This is a genomic window from Acidaminococcus fermentans (assembly GCF_009696675.1).
In the GTDB taxonomy this organism is placed as follows: Bacteria; Bacillota; Negativicutes; order Acidaminococcales; family Acidaminococcaceae; genus Acidaminococcus.
Genome location: NZ_VULN01000015.1, coordinates 21,207 through 40,140, shown reverse-complemented (window position 1 = coordinate 40,140; position 18,934 = coordinate 21,207). Strand labels below are relative to the sequence as shown.

Genomic DNA, 18,934 nt, shown 5'->3' with positions numbered 1-18,934 from the left:
ACTCCATAGACGGAGGAGCCGCTTTATTGTATACATAGAACATTATAAGATATTTTGCCTGCCTTGACAACAGCGGTATTCAGAAAATTACAGCAGAAAAGGGCTGCTGCCCACGCAGCAACCCCTTTTCCTCAGTACAGAATCTTGTTTGCAATGACCATCCGCTGGATCTGGTTGGTGCCTTCGTAGATCTGGAGGATCTTGGCATCCCGCATTTTCTTTTCCATGGGATAATCTTTCATATAGCCGTAGCCGCCCATGATCTGGACCGCATCGGTAGCCACTTCCATGGCCACATCGGAAGCGAAGCATTTGCTCATGGCTGCTTCCTTGCCGAATTCCACGCCCTGGTCACGCATCCAGCAGGCTTTGTGGACCATGAGACGGGCGGTTTCCACTTTCATGGCCATATCGGCGATCATGGCCTGGACCATCTGGAAGGAAGCGATGGGCTGGCCGAACTGTCTCCGTTCCCGGGCGTAATGGGCGGCAATGTCCAGACAGGACTGGGCCAGCCCCACAGCCACAGCGGCCACGAAAGGACGGGCGCTGTCCAGAGTGTTCATGGCAATGCGGAAGCCCTGGCCTTCCCGGCCCACCCGCATGGATTCCGGAACCACCACATCTTCCAGGATCAGTTCACAGGTGTTGGAGGGACGGATCCCCATTTTGTCTTCTTTCCGGCCCACGCTGAAGCCCGGAGTGTCTTTGGGAACGATGAAAGCGGTCAGACCCCGGATGCCGCCGGTTTTCCGGGTGTTGGCGAACACCAGGAAGCTGTCGGCAATACCCCCGTTGGTGATGAACACTTTGTTCCCGTTCAGTACATAGTGATCCCCGTCTTTCACGGCTTTGGTGGCCACAGCCCCGGCATCAGAACCGGCTCCCGGTTCGGTAAGGGCGAAGGCGGCCAGTTTCCCGTCGTTGAGCAGGTCGCACTGATATTTTTTCTGTTCTTCATTGCCAGCCAGCAGAATGGGATAGGAAGCCAGTGCATTGGCGGCAATGGAGGTGGCGATGCCGGCGCAGCCTTTGCCCAGTTCTTCATAGATGGTGGCAATAGTAATGCTGTCCAGTCCAGGCCCGCCGTATTCTTCCGGAACAACCAGGTTCAGCAGGCCCATATCCCCTGCCTTCTTGAAGATTTCCGGTCTTGCATGATTTTCCCGGTCCATTTCTTCGGTATAGGGAACGATTTCCTTATCCACGAAATCCTTCACCATCGCCTGCAATTCCTGTTGCTCTTCGGTTAATGCGAAATCCATAAGGGTCCTCCTGTTTTATGGTTTATTCTCAATTTTAAGCCTAAATGTATGAATATTTTACCACTTTTTGGGTATTTCGTCAAAATGACCGACGACGAACATGGTCCCTGTTACATCGGCCATTTCCTTCCCGGTATGGTCATAGATCATTACCCGGGTCACCAGGGTGGAACGGCCGGCATGGATCAGGGAGGCTCTGGCCCAGACCTTTTCTTTGGCACTGGAATTGCTGATGAAGTTGATGGAACTGGACAGGGTGACCACCTTGCAGCCGATGCTGTAGCCCACCGCCCCCATGGCCGTATCCGCCAGGGTAAACAGGGCTCCTCCGTGGATCACTCCGTACCGGTTCCCGTGTTTGTGTTCCGGGTCCGCGTCCATGCTCAGTTCACAGTAGCCGCACTCCACTTTTTCCAGTTTCACGTCAGCCAGTTTCATGAAGCTGTTTTCTTCGAATTTTTTGACCATCCAGTTGGGGATTTCTTTTGCTGTCAGCACTGGTTCCACTCCTTTATTCCTGCTGTTTTGTCCGCTTTTTACAGTATATACACACGTACCCGCCGACGGCCCCATTCCAGCGCCTGTCCGCGGTTGTCAAAAGCCAGGTCGATCTTGTTGCCCTTGATGGCAGAGCCAATATCACAGGCAAGTCCTTCGCCGTAGCCCATTATGTACAGTCTTGTGCCCAGAGGGATCAGTACCGGATCCACTGCCACCACACCCCGGCGCATCATGGCACCTGTGTAGGTGACTCCTGTGACCCCGGGATCCTGAGGACTGTATCCTGTGGATTCCATGATCCAGATTTTCCGGAAATGACCGAAACTCAGGCCACTCTGTTTGCTCATTAAATTGTAAATGGACCAGGTCACATCCCCGGTCTGCGGTTTCCGATTCTTCTGTTGGAATTTTTTTACTGCAATCTGTGTCCCTGTTCCGAACTCTCCATCTATATCGCCGTTGTAGTAGTGCAGTTTGGACAACATAGCTTGTACTTCTTCCACCTTCTGACCCTTGGACCCCAGGACTGCCACCGGTTTTACGGCGGCAGCCCTGCCAGTCAGGGGCATCAGGAAGAGAAGCAGGAGCGCCAGCAGGAGACCAAAGGTCTTGCGTTGCACAGCGCGGCAGCCTCCTTTTCCATGGTCTTACAGGATGTTGTTTTTATAATCGGTGTACAGGCCTTCCAGTTCTTCCATCTTGGCATCCAGAGTCTTCTGGAGGTCGGAAGCCTTGTCAAAGTCACCGGCAGCAAAGGCTTTGGCAATCTGGGTGAACAGGCTGGTGCTGGTGTCCGTATCTTTGGCGATCAGGACCCGCAGTTCCTGGACTCTCTGCCACATGCCGTCATCCCAGGCGGTGCTGCTTTCGCTGGTCACCGGTTTCATGGCCACCACTTTGGCCCGGTAGTCAGGGATGATGTGTTTCAGCAGTTCGGTCTGCCAACGGATCAGGGCACCCTCTTCGAAGGATTTCAGGTAAACCGGTTTGATGATGTCGCCGGCAGTGAGCACGGCCACCTTTTCCGGATACTTGTCGAAAGCCTTGCAGTTTTCCCAAACCGTTGCAGGGGGAGCTCCGAAGTATTTGTTCCGTTCTTCTTCGGTGTAGTCTTCGAATACATCGTTTTCAGAACGGTATTCTCTGTCTTTTTCCAGATAGAAGCCGTCTTCACCGGACTTCTTGGACAGTTCCGCACACAGTTCATCCGTGCTCTTGCCGGAAGCCAGGGCAGCCTTGATGCCGTCCAGGGCAGCCATGTAGAAGCCTGCCAGAGCCATGTAGGTGTTGGTGAAGGGGTTGGGAGCCCGCATTTCGAAACGGGTGGCCTTGGGGTTGTCCAGGTCGCGGATCAGGCCGGCCAGGATGGTACGGTTCCGGGAGGGGACGTCCGGAGCGATGCCCAGGGAGGTTACGATGCAGATAGGAGCTTCGAACCCGGGTTTCAGCCGTTTGAAAGCGTCGGTGGTGCAGGAAACGATGGGGTTCAGCACTTCATAGTTCTTCAGGATGCCCATCAGTGCCCCATATCCTACAGCGGACAGGAAATCTTTGGTCATGTCGGCCGGGCTCATCAGGTTGTAGAATTTGCCATCCTTGGTGAGGCAGCCCAGGCCCACATGGGTGTGTTCGCCGCTGCCGGCAACCCCCACGATGGGTTTGGCCAGGAAGGAAACTTCCAGTCCGTTGGCACGGAACACTTCCTTCACAATGGTGCGAACCAGGATTTCGTTGTCAGCAGCCTGGAGGCCGTTGGAATATTTCCAGTCGATTTCCAGCTGTTCATTGACGTGGGTCATGTTGCCGTTGGCATCCAGCTGGCCCCGGACGCCGCCCACTTCTTTGTGGCCCATTTCCGGTTCCAGGCCATAGTAGCCCAGGATCTCCACAGCCTGTTCCAGAGCGGTACGAACGTTGCCCCGGGTACGGGCCCAGTACTGTTCCTGCATGATCTGAGAGGAGGACAGGGCTTCGGTGGAAACGTCTTCCGTAGGGGTCTTCACCCAGAATTCCAGTTCCGTAGCGGAAGTGGAAGTGATCTTTTCCACATCTTCCGGAGCAAAGGCCAGGCCGGGGACTTTCCCTTCGGCTTTCATGGCTTTCAGGATTTCATCGCCTACATAGCGGAGGGTTTCCTTCAGCAGGTACCGGGAATCCACAAATTCCCCATTGTGTTTCAGGAAGCAGGGAACACGCAGGGTGCCCACCATTTTCCCGGTCTCCGGATCGATGTGTTCCATGTTGTAGTCCACGAACCAGTTCACGGACAGGTCTGCCACCATGTCCACCCGGGCATCGTTCAGAGAGGCAACCCCGGGCAGCACTACGGAAGAACCGTCAGTCTGGGCGGTATGGCTGTAGAGCATGGTTTCCATGTTGTCCAGCAGTGCGCTGATGGGTACCTTTTCGTCGGTGTCGTTGCCGGCGAAGTCAATGCCCATGAAGGACACAAATTTAATCTCAGGATGTTGAGCGAGCAGTACGCGTAAGGTTTCCGGTTCCAATTCACTGGGTTTAATCACGTAAAGCAGATCTTTTTCGTACATAATCATGTACCCCTTTCCCCTCGAAAGTTCTTTTTGAATACCTGGCCTGGACTGGAACAGAGCTCCTGTTTGCAGGTGTGTCTCCATCCCTTTTGAATCTTGCCTTACCAAAACCTGTATCCTTTGGTCTTTGATTACGTGGTTTATTATAACACAAAAGTTTCCCATCGCCTAGAGGAAAATGGGATTTTCTCGAATAATTTTATTCATCAATATATGATTGTTCGAATTTACGTCTTTTCAAGAGAAATTTTACAATTTTTTCAGGATGAAAAGAGGTCGAATAGGGAGAACTCCGAACTTTAGTAGAGTAAAAAGGGGCTGCTGCAATGCAGCATCCCCGGTCGTGGGCCACTACTTCCCCACTATCTGCCGGTAATGCTGGCGGGCGTCACGGTAGGCGGCCAGGATGGCCTTTCCGGAGGAGCCGAAATACCGCCGGGTCACTTCCTGTTCCAGGAACTGGGATTCCTCCAGGATGGAATGGTTCAGGAACAGTTTCCGGATGAAGTTCCGGGTCAGCTCCAGGGTGGCGTTGCAGTCCACCTCCACGATTTCCCCGGTCTGTTCCACCACCTCAAAGGCCATGTAGAACACCCCGTAGATCTTGGTAATGGCATTGTCCATATTGGTCCGGGCTTCCCCGGTAAGGTAAAGGGTTCGTTTGTCCATGTGACTGTGCTCCTTTGGTTGCACTGGTACTGTAAAGGCAGCAGGCGTCAGCCCCGGCAGATATCCGCCCTTTTCAAGGGCGGGGAACCGTTGCGCTTGCGCAATGGTGGTGGGTTAGCAGCCGCTGGCTGCGTTTCCATTCGAAAAATTTGCCTGCAAATTTTTACATCCGGCCGCTGACCGCTGACAAATAAAGGGGTGCTGCACCCAACGTGCAGCACCCCTTTATTATACCAATTACGCCATCATTTTCAAAACATACCCGCAGATCAGTCCGGCGAAGTTCCCTATGGCAGCCCCCAGGACCCCCATCAGGACCCCGATGCCGGCATAGGATTCGTTGTAGGCGGACGCCACGATAGGTGCGGAGGCCGCCCCGCCGATGTTGGCCAGGGAGGCGGTGGAAACCATGCACAGATCCCAGTGGAACAGCTTGGACAGGATGTACATGCCGATCACATGGACCACCAGGATGAAGAACCCGTACACCACCCACATGGGAGCACTCAACAGGTCCGTTACGGAAGCAGTGGAAGCCAGCAGGGACACCACTGCATACAGGTACACACTGGAAAGTTCTTCCACAGCAGGGACCTTGCCCAGAGGGCTCATGGCACAAATCAGGCCCAGGACAGTGACGAACACGGTGGTCATGGTCCCTTTGTCGAACATGGCCAGTCCCACACCCTTCAGCATGGTGTTGAGAGAAGCCCCCACGCTCTGGGCAATGGCAGACACCAGCAGGGAAACACCGATCAGGAAGATCCAGTCAGCCGCCGATGCCTTTTTCTTTTCCTTGGCCACTTCCGCAGCTGCTGCATCAGCCACTGCCTGGAGTTTGGACGTATCCGCCTTCACCGAGTTGTTCCATTTGTCCGCATGTTTCACCATCAGGAGCAGCAGGGCGATCCACACGGAATAGCACACGGTATCCAGGGCCAGGGCGCAGCTGTAGGCACCCGCATCCACCGGCAGTGCCGCCTGCATGGCCGCCATGTTGGCGGAGCCCCCTACCCAGGAAGCGTACAGGGCCGCCACAGCGCCCCAGGTGTCATGGCCCAGGAAGCCTTTGAAAATGGGGTAGCCCACCACAAAGCCGATGAACAATGTCACGGAGCAGCCCAGGAAGATGGCCACCATCCGGCCTCCCAGTTTGGCCAGTTTCCGGAAGTCGCACCGAAGCAGCATCACAAAGATCATGGCATACAGCAGGTTGTTCTTCAGGGCCTTGTAGGCTGCGGACACTTCCTTGGAATGGTACAGGCCCATGGTGCAGAAAATCATGTTCAGCACATAGATCCACACCAGAGGGGGCACCAGGTTGAAGATCTTCCACTTGGTATACTTTTCCAGTGCCAGCAGGACCCCTGCCAGGCACATGAGGAAGGCAATGTAGGTAAAACCGTTGGTGATGACCATAGAAATCTCCCCTTTCTTTTCCCCGTCAGGAGGCTAGTCGTCCAGATACCGGATGCCCCGGACCCCGGTGACACCCAGCCCCGGCCCGTCGCTGACCGTGATTTCCTTTTCGTTGAAGACGGCGCCGCCTTCCACCGGATCTTCGGAACAGAGCACCGGCCCGTCCAGATCCACCCGGGTAATGATTTTCCGGGCACAGGCCAGGTGCACCGCCGCATTGACGCTGACCTTGGCCTCCAGCATGCATCCGATCATGCACTCCACCCCGCAGACTTCCGCCAGGGTGGCGATTTTCAGGGCGTTGGTAAGACCGCCGCATTTCATCAATTTGATGTTGATCAGGTCCGCCGCCTGCATCTGGACGATTTTCAGAGCGTCCTCTACGGAGAACACCGCTTCGTCGGCCAGTACCGGCACATAGGACCGTTCCGTGACGTATTTCAGCCCTTCCAGGTCGTGGGCCTTTACCGGCTGTTCCACCAGTTCGATATCCAGGCCCTTTTCCTGCATCTGGTTCAGCAGGCGTACTGCCTGTTTGGGGCTCCAGGCCTGGTTGGCATCGATGCGGATCCGGATGTCCGGCCCCACAGCCTTCCGGATGGCGGCCAGCCGGGCCACATCCAGGGACGGATCGATGCCCACCTTCACTTTCAGGGTGTCATAGCCCCGTTCCAGGGCATTCACTGCATCCCGGGCCATTTCTTCTGGGGGATTCACGCTGATGGTGATGTCCGTAACGATCTTGTTCCGGGCGCCTCCCAGCATTTTGTACACCGGAATCCCGTACTTCTTGCCGTACAGGTCCCACAGGGCCATGTCCGCCGCAGCCTTGGCACTGGAATTCTTCACGATGCAGTCCTGGACCGCCCGGGTGATATCTTCGAAGTCATCCACGTCCCGGCCCACCAGGGTCTTGCTGATATGATCCTGGAAGGCGCCAATGATGGCTCCGGTGGTATCTCCGGTAATGACTCCCGTTGGGGGCGCTTCCCCGAATCCCACCTCACCGGTATCCGTGTGGATCTCCACAATGATATCCTCCACACTGTTGACCTGCCGCAAAGCGGTTTTGAACGGTACCCGAAGGGGAACGGAAATCCGTCCCAGGCGAACTTTCGTGATTTTCATTGGCTTTCCCTCCTTAATTGCACAACCATTGTTCTTCATTGAAAGCCAGCGAGACTGGCTTCCTCCGGCCGCTGACCGTTGACAGCTGACCGCCTTTATTTCGCCAGCCGGTACAGAGCCTCCGCATAGATCTTGGCGTTGAGCACCAGTTTGTCGATTTCCCAGTATTCATTAGGCAGGTGTTCCCGCACTGCATCCCCCGGGAAAATAGGCCCGAAGGCCACAATATTGGGGATGCTCTTGGCGTAGGTGCCGCCTCCGATGCAGATGGTCTTCGGTTCAAAGTCCGTCAGTTCTCCGTACACCTGGAGCAGGGTCTGGATGTAGTCGGTTTTGGGATCCACATACAGGGATTTCTTGTGGGTTTCGCCGACCTTCCGGAACCCGGCTTCTGCGAACTGGGCATCCAGTTTGGGAGCACAGTCCTCATAGGATTTGGTCACCGGATACCGGTAGTTGATCTTCAAGGTCAGTTTCCCAGCGTCTCCGGCAATAACCCCCAGGTTGAAGGACAGCTTCCCGGAATCCGGATCCTCCAGGCAGATGCCCAGGGATTCCCCGTGGATCTCCGTACCGATCTTTTGACCCAGGAACGCCAGTGCCTGATGGAGATCATCCCCAAAGGGCAGTTCCGCCAGAGCAGCCAGGAGACGGCCGATGGCATTTTCTCCCTTTTCCGGAGAAGCTGCATGGGCCTGGACTCCCTGGGCAGTGACTTTCAACCCTTCCGGGATTACTTCCCACTGGACCTTGGGATCCTTTTCTCCATATTTTTCCAGGATCTTGGCGGCTTCTGCAGGCGCGCACTGGATGGTGGCGGAAGCCAGGGCCGGCACCACGTTGAAGGCGGAGCCCCCTTTGATTTCCTTCAGAACCAGACCACCCTCCTGGGTGTAGGCCCGTTCAAAGGTTACGTTGATGATGCCTTTTTCCCCGTTGATCACCGGGTATTCTCCATCGGGGGTGAACCCGCACACAGGGATTTCCCCGCCTTTTTCCAGGTAATGCTTCATGTCCTGGCTGCCGGTTTCCTCGTTGGTACCAAAGAGGATCCGGATCCGCCGTTTCAGGGGAGCCCCGCTGTCCTTCAGGGCCTTCAGGGCATAGAGGGCGGCGGTGGTGGGGCCTTTGTCATCCATGGTGCCCCGGCCGTAGACGTTTTCTCCGTCCGCTTCCCCGCTGTAGGGATCCTTCGTCCAGCCGTCCCCTTCCGGCACCACATCCAGATGCCCCAGGACGGCTACCATTTCCGGTCCTTCCCCGTATTCACACCAGCCCATATAGTTGTCCACATTTTCCGTGCGGAAGCCCATTTTGGCCGCTTCTTCCAGCATATAGGCCAGGCATCGGGCCGGACCTTCCCCGAAAGGCTTGCCGGGCACAGCCGGTTCCTGGACACTTTTGATCCGGACGGCTTCCTGCAGGGTTTTCACCATGGCTTCCCGATTGTTGTCTACCAGTTTTGCTAAATTCATTGTACGACCTCCTGATGTTTTTCCCTCAGAGCCTGCTGCCGGGGTACAAAAAAGCCCAGCAAAGGCGCAGCAAAACCACTCTGCCCCATGCTGGGTCTCACAATGCTCCCTGAGCTATTGGCCATAGCCCACACAAAATGAAACAGCATTCTCTATGGGTCTTACAACTTAAGTTTACCGTATCCGCCCGTCTACTGTCAATGAAGTATTCCGATTTTTTAACATTATATAGTATGCTGTATACATGTTGACTGTCTTTTTGTTCACCGGTATAATGGGTACTGGTAGTGACGGAAAAGCCTGATTTTTCCGTCGAAATTCCGGAACTGTTCAAAGGAGGTCTTTTTATGCAAACGAAGCACCATCTGAAATGGCTGGCGGCCCTGGGGCTGTGTGCCGCCGTGCTCATGCCCCAGTACGCCCTGGCCCGGAAGGCCATGGATCCCAAGGCGGCCAAAGCCCTGTCCGCCCAGCTGGATGAAATGGTGGGCCATGACGGCACCCATGTACCCGGCCTGGGAGTGGAAGTGTACAAGAACGGAAAGAAAGTCTACACCCATTTTGCCGGACACCGGTATTTTGCAGAAAAGCCCGGCCAGAAAGACCTGCCCATCACTCCGGATACCCGGTTCCGGGCGGCCTCCGTCTCCAAGATGTTCACCGGCTTTACCATCATGCAGCTGGTGGATGAGGGGAAGCTCCGGCTGGACCAGGATGTAAGCGAGATCCTGGGCTTCCCTCTCTGGAATCCCAACTATCCGGACACCCCCATTACCGTCCGGATGCTCCTAAGCCACACCTCCAGTCTCCGGGACGGGAAGCTCTATGCCATTCCCCCGGAATACTCCGTCCGGGAATTTTTCGTGAAGGACGGGAAGTTCTATGAAAACGGGGACCATTTTGCTCCCGCCGGCCAGGCTCCCCGGGAATACTTCAAGTACTCCAACATCAACTACGGCCTTCTGGGTACCATCATCGAAAAAGTCACCGGGGAACGGTTCGATCTGTACCAGAAAAAGCACATCCTGAAGGACCTGGACATCAAGGCGGACTACACTGTGGGGAACCTTTCCAAAGGAGCCTTCAAAAACCTGGGGGTGATCTACCAGAAGAACAGCAATGGGAAATGGGATGAACAGGGGCCCTGGATCCCTCAGATTGATGACTACCAGGGGAAACAGCCTCCCAAAGACCAGGTGAAGGTCCAGAACCCGGACCACCGGGACCTGGATGCCTTCTACAGCCTGAAGGACTACCAGCCCGGCACCAACGCCACCTTCTTCTCCCCGCAGGGGGGCCTGCGGATCTCCTACGACGAACTGGGCCATGCCCTCCAGATGGTCCTGAACAACGGGAAGTACAAAGGTAGACAGGTGCTCCGGCCCGGGGCCCTGCGGGAAATGATGACCACCCAGTGGACCTGGGATCCGGCCAGGAAGAACGGGAACACCTACGGAGGCTCCATCGAGGCCTACGGCCTGGCCATGTATCCCATCAAGGGCAGCGGCACCTCCCGGGTGGTGAAAGACCATGAACTGGACCTGTGGGGCCACACCGGGGAAGCCTACGGCCTCCTGTCCGGCCTGTTCGTGGTCCCCGGCACCAAAAACGGGTTCATCTACATGATGAACGGAGAAGCGGTGGCCGAAGACGAGGACCCCAGGAGCGAAGGAAAATTCAGCGGGAACTATGTGTGGGAAGAGAATATCATGAATGCCATTTGTGACAAGGCGTTCTTTTGAAAAAAGGGACTGTGAAAAAATGATTTCTCATTTTTTCACAGTCCCTTTTCCAATTCCCCCTCATACTCCTCCAGCACCTGCTCAAAGGCTTCTTTTGTCAGGCACTGGTTGATGGCGTTCCGGTAGTGGGCGCTGTGAGAGAGACCAGTGAAGTAGCAGGCTCCATGGTGGCGCATTTCCCGGATGGCCACTTTTTCTCCCTTGAAGGCAATCAGGTCCCGGAGATGGCGCCGGACCATGGCAAACCGTTCCTCCAGGGTCACGGCTGGAATGGGTTTCCCGGCCAGGGCCGCCTTCACTTCCCGGAAGATCCAGGGATTTCCCTGGGCTCCCCGGGCGATCATGATTCCGTCACAGTGGGTGGTCTCCCACAGGGCCAGAGCATCCCGGGCGGTGAACACATCTCCGTTCCCCAGTACGGGAATGGACACGGCCTCCTTGACCTGGCGGATAATGTCCCAGTCCGCCTTTCCGCTGTAGAACTGCCCCCGGGTACGGCCATGGACTGCCACTGCCGCCACGCCGGCCTTTTCTGCCAGTCGTGCGATCTCCACCGCATTCCGGTGTTCCTCATCCCAGCCGGCCCGGAACTTCACCGTCACCGGCAGGTCCACCGCATCCACCAGAGCCGCCAGACAGGCATAGGCCCGTTCGGGGTCCTTCATCAGGGCGGACCCTTCCCCATTGGCCACGATTTTGTGCACCGGGCAGCCCATGTTGAAGTCGATGATGTCCGCCCCGTGTTCCGCCACGATTTTCGCACCCCGGGCCAATTCCTCCGGCACCGAACCGAACAGCTGGATGGCCACCGGATGCTCCCGGGGATCCACTTCCAACATGGCAAAGGTCTTGGGGTTCCTGAACAGCAAAGCCTTGGCGCTGACCATCTCCGAAACCGTGTAATCCGCCCCCAGCTCCCGGCAGATCACCCGGAAAGGAAGATCCGTAACCCCGGCCATAGGGGCAAGGGCGATGGGGAGCCGGGTCGGGAGGAGGGTTTGCAGCGTTTTTTCGATGTGAGTTGTCATTTAGGAGTGCTCCTTTACTGATTGTCAATGGCCGAATGAAAGCAGGAAGCAGCAATTCACTGCTTCCTGCTTTTGAATCTGTTCCTTGTAAAGAACTGTCTGAAAGAAAGCCAAGGCGAAAACTCAATAACAACTGAGTTTCCACTTACAGACAGGAACAGTCATTCCGTTTTCAATTTTTCAAAGCCAACGAAAGTTGGCTTCCTTCGGCCATTGACCATTGACAGCTGACCGCGACCCGCGACCGCCTTTATTTATTCATCTCATGCAGAATCCGCAGGCCTTCCAGGGTGAGGAAGGGTTCTACTACGTCCACCTGGTCGGATTCGCTGGCCATCAGTTTGCCAAAGCCTCCGGTGGCTACTACAAAGGCCTGGCCTCCCAGTTCTTTTTTCATCCGGGTGATCAGGCCGTCCATCTGGCCCACAAAGCCGTAAATCACGCCGGACCGCATGGCGTGAATGGTGTCCCGGCAGATTGCCTTGGGGGGCTTGATCAGTTCGATCCGGGGCAGCTTGGCCGCTTTCTGGAACAGGGCTTCAGTGGAAATGCCAATGCCCGGGGCAATGGCGCCACCCAGGTATTCCCCGGCAGGGGTCAGGGCGCAGAAGGTGGTGGCGGTGCCGAAGTCGATGATGATCAGATTCCCCTTGTCCCCGTACATGTTGTGGGCAGCCACTGCGTTGACGATCCGGTCGGCCCCGATCTGGGAGGGATCATCGTAATCCAGTTTCAGACCGGTTTTGATTTCGCTGGTGACCACAAAGGGAGTGATGCTGAAGAAACGCTTGCACATGTTGCACAGGGGTACCAGAAGAGGCGGCACTACGGTGGAAATGATGATGTTTTCGATATCCTTCATATCCATACCGCTGTAGGCAAACATGCTGCCCAGGATGATGCCGAATTCATCGGAAGTCCGGGAGCGGCTGCTGGAAATTCTCCAGTGTGCCTGCCAGGTATTGCCGTCGTGAACCCCTACTACGATGTTGGTGTTGCCAACATCCATGACCATTAACATGGTGAAAACCCTCCATATCGGTTTCTAGAATGACCGGCCTGGGAATCCCTCAGAAGCACCCTGCAGCAGGGCTCCCGGCATTCTCTCTCCGTACAGGTCCGGTCCATAAACGACTTTATTATAGGGGCAACGGGGGGAGTTGTCAAGGAAAAGGGGGTAATGCTGTATGTTCCATACAGCATTACCCCCTTTGTCAGCGGTCAACGGTCAATTGACCGTCTTTACTCCCACATCCCCCCTGCCTTCAGGGCCCGGCGGATGCGGGTGCCCAGGAAGGCGGTGATCAGGGCTTTTACGATGTCCAGGGGCAGGAAGGGGGCCACGGACAGAGCCAGGGTCTTTTCCCAGGTCATGGGCTTGTGGAGGAAAAAGGCGAAGCTCAGTTTAAAGCCGATGGCTCCGATGATGTAGCACACCACCGTCACCCCGGCCAGGGCCAGGAAGTTCTTCCACAGGCTGTCCCCGGCCCAGGATCCCCGGCTGACCTTCCCGGCCAGCCATGCCACCACCGGGAAGCTGAGGATGAAGCCCCCGGTGGGCCCTGCCAGCATGACGATGCCGGCCTGGCCCTGGTTGAATACGGGCAGCCCCACACAGCCCAGGACCATCCATACCAGCACGCTGGCCAGTCCCCACACCGGTCCCAGCAGGAACCCGGCCAGGAGCACCATCAGAGTCTGGAGGGTCACCGGCACCGGTCCCAGGGGAATAGTCACATAGGAACTGAGGATGATCAGGGCGGTGAACAGCCCGGCTCCCATCATGTTTCTGGTCCGGTTCATGCGTATTTCCCCTTTCCCTGGGCCGGACGAATGGAAACATCCCCGGCCAGGACGGTTTCCACCGTACCGTCCTCTTTCTTCACCTGGAGAGCCCCGGTATCATCGATGTCCAGGGCCGTCCCCACATAGGTCTTGTCCGGTGCGATCACCTTCACCTGTTTTCCCAGGGTGATGGAATATTTCCGCCACTGGTCCAGGATGGGGCCGAACCCTTCCCGGCAGGCAAGGTCATAATAGTATTCCAGATAATCCAGCACCTTGGCCAGGAGAGCCACCCGGTCCACCGGTTTTTCCGCTGCATCGGCAATGGAAATGGCGGCGGCCCGGAGTTCTTCCGGCACCATCTCTTTGGGCACGCACACATTGATGCCGATGCCCACCACCAGATAGTTGATGTGGCCGAATTCCGCACTCATTTCCGTAAGGATCCCCACCAGCTTCTTCCCGTTCAGCAGCACATCGTTGGGCCACTTGATCCGGGCATCCACCTGGCAGACTTCCCGGATGGCCCGGACCACCGCCACGGCGCTGAGCAGGGTCATTTTGGGGGCTTCCTGGGGCAGGAAGGCGGGCTTCAGCAGCAGGGAGAACCACAGGCCCTTGCCTTTGGGACTGAACCAGCCCCGGGCCAGCCGTCCCTTGCCCCCGGTCTGTTCTTCCGCCACACAGACGGTTCCGTCGGCGGCGTTTTTGTCCGCCAGCTTCTTCAATACTTCGTTGGAGCTGGTGACGCTTTCCTCATAACAGATGGACCGGCCCACGAACCGGGTATGGAGATGGGCCATGATTTCCGAAGGCAGCAGTTTGTCCGGCACGGAAGTGAGCACATAGCCTTTTTTGGTGAACGCTTCGATGCCGTAGCCTTCCTTTTTCAGGGTCTGAATATGCTTCCAGATGGCCGTCCGGGTAATTCCCAGCTGTTTGGCCAGTTCCTCGCCGGAAACCGGTTCCGGCGCTTTTTTACGAAGGATGTTCAGGATTTCAGTACGCATGACAGTCTTCCTTTCGTTCCCTGTTGGGAGAAGTATGTTAACGCAATTGCTTGGATAAAGGGCTGTTGCCTGAGCAACAGCCCTTTCTTGTCAGCAGTCAACAGTCAGCGGTCAGCGGCCGTTGACAGGCTGCTACCAAGGCAACAGCCTTTTTACGCCTGAGGCACTTCTTTCGGTACCGGCGCCATCACGGGTTCTTCGGCCGGTTCTTCGGCTGGGACCGGTCCGATGGGGGCCGGGGTACCGTCGGCGGGCTTCTTGGGTTCTTCCTGAGGCGGCACTTCGCCTTTTTCCAGGATATGGCCGTATTTCAGCAGTTCCTGGATCTCGTGGCCTTCCAGGGTCTCCCGTTCCATCAGGTTCTGGGCGATCAGGTGCAACTTGTCCATATGGTCGGTGAGCAGCTTCACGGTGCCTTCGTAGGCTTCGTCGATGAACCGGCGGATTTCCCCGTCGATCTGGGCTGCCACTTTTTCACTGTAGTCGTTCTGCCGACCGATGTCCCGGCCCAGGAACACCTGTTCCTGCCGGTGGCCGAAGGTCACAGCCCCCAGCACATCGCTCATGCCGTATTCGCAGGTCATCCGCCGGGCCAGTTCCGTAGCCCGCTGGAGGTCGCTGCTGGCCCCGCTGGAAATCTCATGGAGCACCAGGGCTTCCGCCACACGGCCCCCCAGGAGCACCTTCAGCTGATCCAGCATTTCACTGCGGGTGGCATAATACCGGTCTTCCGTAGGCAGGCTCAGGGTATAGCCACCGGCACGGCCTCTGGGGATGATGGTCACCTTGTGCACCGGATCCGTATGGTCCAGCAGCATCCCCACCAGGGTATGGCCCCCTTCATGGTAGGCGGTGAGCTTCTTCTCTTCGTCGGTGATCACCCGGCTCTTCCGTTCCGGACCCATCATCACCCGTTCCGCGGCTTCTTCCAGGTCGCTCATGGTGATGGTCACCTGGTTGTGCCGTGCGGCCAGCAGGGCCCCTTCGTTCACCAGGTTGGCCAGGTCAGCCCCGGTAAAACCCGGGGTCTGCCGGGCAATGACTCCCAGATCCACAGAAGGATCGATGGGTTTGCCTTTGGTGTGGACCCGGAGGATGGCCCGGCGTCCCCGGATATCCGGCTTGTCCACCACAATCTGCCGGTCGAACCGGCCCGGACGCAGCAGTGCCGGATCCAGGATATCCGGACGGTTGGTGGCGGCAATCATGATGATCCCTTCGTTGGCACCGAACCCGTCCATTTCCACCAGCAGCTGGTTCAGGGTCTGTTCCCGTTCATCATGGCCCCCGCCCAGGCCGGCGCCTCTCTGGCGGCCTACGGCATCGATTTCGTCAATGAACACAATGCAGGGAGCGTTTTTCTTGGCCTGGTCGAACAGGTCACGGACACGGGAGGCCCCCACCCCCACGAACATTTCCACAAAGTCAGATCCGGAGATGCTGAAGAAAGGCACCCCCGCTTCCCCGGCCACGGCTTTGGCCAGGAGGGTCTTCCCGGTACCGGGAGGTCCGTAGAGCAGCACCCCTTTGGGGATCTTGGCTCCCAGCTGGTTGTACTTCTGGGGGGCCTTCAGGAATTCCACCACTTCTTCCAGTTCCTGTTTGGCTTCATCAGCCCCGGCTACATCCTTGAAGGTGACCCGGCTCTTGCCGTCCCCATAAAGCTTGGCCTTGCTCTTGCCGAAGCTCATGACCCGGCTGCCGCCCCCCTGGGCGTTGTTCATCATGAAGAACCAGAGGATCACGATGACCACCATGGGCAGGAGAGAAGTCAGGATATTGCTGAGCATGGAAGGCTGGGGCGGCAGTTCCGCCTTGATTTCCACATCCCGGGCCCGGAGGGTATCCACCAGTTTGTCATCCCGGGGCGCAATGGTGGTGAAGTCGGCACCGTTTTTCAGCTTGCCTTTGATCACCGAATTGTCCACAATGGTTACACTCTTCACTTCATCCTGCTGGACTTCCTTGATGAAGTTGCTGTAGCTCATTTCGTTCTTGGGAGTGCTGGAGGCATTGTAATAATCGTAAATCCAGACCCCTACAATGACAATGAGCAGGTAAAATACCAGATTACGGATAAACTTACTCACACTAGAGCTCCTTTCCTGTCTGAACCATTCCGGGAAGGACCGGCAGACATGGAATTATTTTTCATAGACGGACCGTTTCAGGATACCGATATAGGGCAGGTTCCGGTATTCTTCGTCGTAATCCAGGCCGAAGCCCACCACGAATTCATCGGGAATCTCGAACCCGGCATAGTCCGGCAGCACCTTCACCAGCCGGCGTTCCTTCTTGTCCAGCATGGCTGCTACTTTCAGGGTCTTGGGGTTCCGGTTCCGGAACAGTTCTCCCACTTCCTTCAGGGTGAGTCCGGTGTCGATCACATCGTCCACAAGCAGCACGTTTTTGCCGGCGATGTTCCGGGAGGTATCATAGTCGATGTCCACTTTGCCGGAAGATTTGGTGCCGGAACCGTAGGAAGAAGCCTTGATGAAGTCGATCCGCACCGGCACGGTAATGTGCTGGGTCAGTTCCGTAAGGAAATAGGCAGCCCCCTTCAAAAGGCCGATGACCACCAGTTCTTCTCCGGCATAATCCTTGCTGATCTGGGCGCCCATTTCAGCGATCCGGGTTTTTAAGGTTTTCTCATCAATCAGGACTCTTTCAAGATTTTCGTTCATTTCTCTGACGCTCCTTTTGTGCTAGCTTGGCGGCCCGTTCTTCTTCCCGGGACCGCTGGTTTTTTCCCACCATCAGCCGGCCGTTCAGATAGATCAGCCGGACACCGCCGGGGACATCTAGGGACTTGTTGCCCACGCCCCGTTCAATCATTTCCAATATTTTGCGGACATGATCATAACTCATTTCCGCTCCGCCCACCCGACGGACCAGGATCCGGATCACCCGGCTCTGGAGAGCCAGGGGCAGGGCGGCAAAATCCTTCTCCACCTTGATATCCCAGGTGTCGAACACTTCCCGGCCATAGGCACCGATGTAACGGCCGGCCAGTTTTTCCAGATAGGCCTCATCACTGGCAGCCAGAGCTGCCGCCTGGGCCAGTTGCTTCCGGATCTGGGGATTCTGGGTCTCCAGAAGGGGCAGCAGGGTCTTCCGGACCCAGTTCCGCTTCAGGCTCTGGTCCTCATTGGAACTGTCCTCACACCAGGCAAGGCCCATTTCCTCACAGTAGGCTTCCGTATCCCGCCGGGTGATTTCCAGAAAGGGACGGGCCAGATATCCGCTTACCGGCAGCATTCCCCGCATCCCCCGGGTACCGGCGCCCCGGACCAGATTCAGGAGCACGGTTTCCGCCTGGTCATCCTGATGATGGGCCAGGAAAATGGCAGCGGCACCGGTTTCCTGCCGGACCTTTTCCAGGGCTCCATACCGGAGCTTCCGGGCCGCCTCCTCCAGGGAAAGCCCTTCCCCTTCCGCCAGGGACCGGACATCCACATCCACCCGCCGGAAGGCCAGGCCCCGGTTCCGGCAGTACTCTTCCGCCTGCCGGGCATCCTGTTCCGCTTCCTCCCCCCGGAGATGGTGCTGGACATGAACTGCCAGCACATCCACCCCGTCTTCTTCTCCCTGGGAGGCCATCACATCAGTGAGGCACAGGGAATCCGCTCCGCCGCTTAAGGCGGCGATGACTTTCGTCCCCGGTTTCCACAGGGGGGACTGGGCCACCAGCTGCCGCAGGCTGTTTTCCAAAATACTCAACGTTTTCACCTTCTAATTAAAAAAGGTACTTCCGAGGAAGTACCTTTTGTGTTCATCAATCTCCTCTGCGAGCACCACGGCCGCCCCGTTTGGACTCCGTATTCCGTTTCAGATCCAGCAGACGATCATCGCTTTCCTTCAGGAACCGGGAAAGCTTGTCCTCGAAGCTCATGGGACCCTGGGCCCGGGGAGCTCCATGGAAGGGTTTGCTCTCGAACCGCTTCTTCCCTTCGAACCGTTTGTTTTCGAAGTGTCTGTTTTCAAAATGTCTGTTTTCTCCCGCCGGTTTCCGTTCCGGTGCAGGAGCAGGAGGCATCAGGGCTTTCAGGGACAGGCCGATTTTCCCCTTGTCGTCAATGGAAACCACCTTGACGGTAACCTTATCCTTTACCTTGAGGAAATCATGTACATCTTTGACGAAGACATTGGAAACCTCAGAAATGTGAATCAGACCAACCTTATTTTCGGGCAATGACACAAAAGCACCAAAATTCGTAATCCCGGTGACAATACCATCAACAACTGCGCCTTTTTCCAAAGCCATAAGTCAAAGACATCCTCCTTTAATCAGTGGGTATTACGTTAACCATTATACCGTTGTTAACGAATTTTCGTCAAGAGGGAAAAGGGGCTGCCGCATGCG

The 18,934-nt window shown here is 56.5% G+C and carries 17 protein-coding genes; 1 reads left to right on the top strand and 16 read right to left on the bottom strand.

Going from position 1 to position 18,934, the window contains the following annotated elements; translation table 11 throughout:
• Positions 1-131: 131 nt before the first annotated feature.
• The 8 genes from FX155_RS09825 to pepV all read right to left on the bottom strand — a co-directional run bounded on the left by FX155_RS09825 (position 132) and on the right by pepV (position 9,006).
• Positions 132-1,265, bottom strand: a complete 1,134-nt coding sequence (locus FX155_RS09825) for an acyl-CoA dehydrogenase family protein (protein ID WP_022487332.1) — start codon at positions 1,263-1,265, stop codon at positions 132-134.
• Between the two features lie 57 nt (positions 1,266-1,322).
• Complete coding sequence (locus FX155_RS09820) at positions 1,323-1,763, bottom strand: PaaI family thioesterase (RefSeq protein WP_326831135.1); 441 nt, start codon at positions 1,761-1,763, stop codon at positions 1,323-1,325.
• 38 nt (positions 1,764-1,801) lie between these two features.
• Complete coding sequence (locus tag FX155_RS09815) at positions 1,802-2,386, bottom strand: 3D domain-containing protein (RefSeq protein ID WP_022487334.1); 585 nt, start codon at positions 2,384-2,386, stop codon at positions 1,802-1,804.
• Positions 2,387-2,413: 27 nt separating this feature from the next.
• Complete coding sequence (locus FX155_RS09810) at positions 2,414-4,312, bottom strand: glutamine synthetase (RefSeq protein ID WP_154488570.1); 1,899 nt, start codon at positions 4,310-4,312, stop codon at positions 2,414-2,416.
• Positions 4,313-4,666: 354 nt separating this feature from the next.
• Entirely contained in the window at positions 4,667-4,984 is a 318-nt protein-coding gene (locus tag FX155_RS09805) for a DUF3870 domain-containing protein (RefSeq protein WP_022487336.1), read from the bottom strand.
• A 237-nt stretch (positions 4,985-5,221) separates the two neighbouring features.
• Positions 5,222-6,403 carry a DUF819 family protein gene (locus FX155_RS09800; RefSeq protein WP_022487337.1) on the bottom strand — a complete coding sequence of 394 codons (1,182 nt, stop codon included), beginning with the start codon at positions 6,401-6,403 and terminating at the stop codon, positions 5,222-5,224.
• A gap of 33 nt (positions 6,404-6,436) precedes the next feature.
• Positions 6,437-7,531, bottom strand: a complete 1,095-nt coding sequence (locus FX155_RS09795) for a dipeptide epimerase (RefSeq protein ID WP_022487338.1) — start codon at positions 7,529-7,531, stop codon at positions 6,437-6,439.
• A gap of 95 nt (positions 7,532-7,626) precedes the next feature.
• Positions 7,627-9,006 (bottom strand): dipeptidase PepV, encoded by a 1,380-nt coding sequence (pepV, locus tag FX155_RS09790; protein ID WP_022487339.1) that lies wholly within the window; start codon positions 9,004-9,006, stop codon positions 7,627-7,629.
• 347 nt (positions 9,007-9,353) lie between these two features.
• Between pepV and FX155_RS09785 the strand changes: the two genes are divergently transcribed.
• Entirely contained in the window at positions 9,354-10,748 is a 1,395-nt protein-coding gene (locus FX155_RS09785; protein WP_154488553.1) for a serine hydrolase domain-containing protein, read from the top strand.
• 35 nt (positions 10,749-10,783) lie between these two features.
• Here FX155_RS09785 and dusB read toward each other — a convergent pair whose 3' ends face one another.
• The 8 genes from dusB to FX155_RS09745 form a co-directional block, all read right to left on the bottom strand.
• Positions 10,784-11,776 (bottom strand): tRNA dihydrouridine synthase DusB, encoded by a 993-nt coding sequence (gene dusB / locus FX155_RS09780; RefSeq protein ID WP_022487341.1) that lies wholly within the window; start codon positions 11,774-11,776, stop codon positions 10,784-10,786.
• A gap of 250 nt (positions 11,777-12,026) precedes the next feature.
• Complete coding sequence (locus FX155_RS09775) at positions 12,027-12,797, bottom strand: type III pantothenate kinase (RefSeq protein WP_154488552.1); 771 nt, start codon at positions 12,795-12,797, stop codon at positions 12,027-12,029.
• Between the two features lie 221 nt (positions 12,798-13,018).
• The gene (locus FX155_RS09770) at positions 13,019-13,579 is read right to left on the bottom strand and encodes a biotin transporter BioY (protein ID WP_022487343.1); all 561 of its coding nucleotides are present in this window, start codon (positions 13,577-13,579) and stop codon (positions 13,019-13,021) included.
• A complete protein-coding gene (locus FX155_RS09765) occupies positions 13,576-14,571 on the bottom strand; it encodes a biotin--[acetyl-CoA-carboxylase] ligase (RefSeq protein WP_022487344.1) in 996 nt (331 codons plus the stop codon). Before FX155_RS09765 ends, FX155_RS09770 begins: the two co-directional genes overlap by 4 nt.
• Before the next feature lie 152 nt (positions 14,572-14,723).
• A complete protein-coding gene (gene ftsH / locus FX155_RS09760; protein WP_022487345.1) occupies positions 14,724-16,661 on the bottom strand; it encodes an ATP-dependent zinc metalloprotease FtsH in 1,938 nt (645 codons plus the stop codon).
• Between the two features lie 54 nt (positions 16,662-16,715).
• Positions 16,716-17,255, bottom strand: coding sequence for a hypoxanthine phosphoribosyltransferase (gene hpt, locus FX155_RS09755; protein ID WP_154488551.1), 540 nt, complete (start codon positions 17,253-17,255; stop codon positions 16,716-16,718).
• Positions 17,239-18,300, bottom strand: a complete 1,062-nt coding sequence (tilS, locus tag FX155_RS09750; RefSeq protein WP_288219215.1) for a tRNA lysidine(34) synthetase TilS — start codon at positions 18,298-18,300, stop codon at positions 17,239-17,241. The genes hpt and tilS overlap by 17 nt, the downstream gene beginning before the upstream one ends.
• Before the next feature lie 46 nt (positions 18,301-18,346).
• On the bottom strand, positions 18,347-18,835 hold the full coding sequence (locus FX155_RS09745) for a S1 RNA-binding domain-containing protein (protein WP_022487348.1): 489 nt from the start codon (positions 18,833-18,835) through the stop codon (positions 18,347-18,349).
• Positions 18,836-18,934 lie beyond the last annotated feature (99 nt).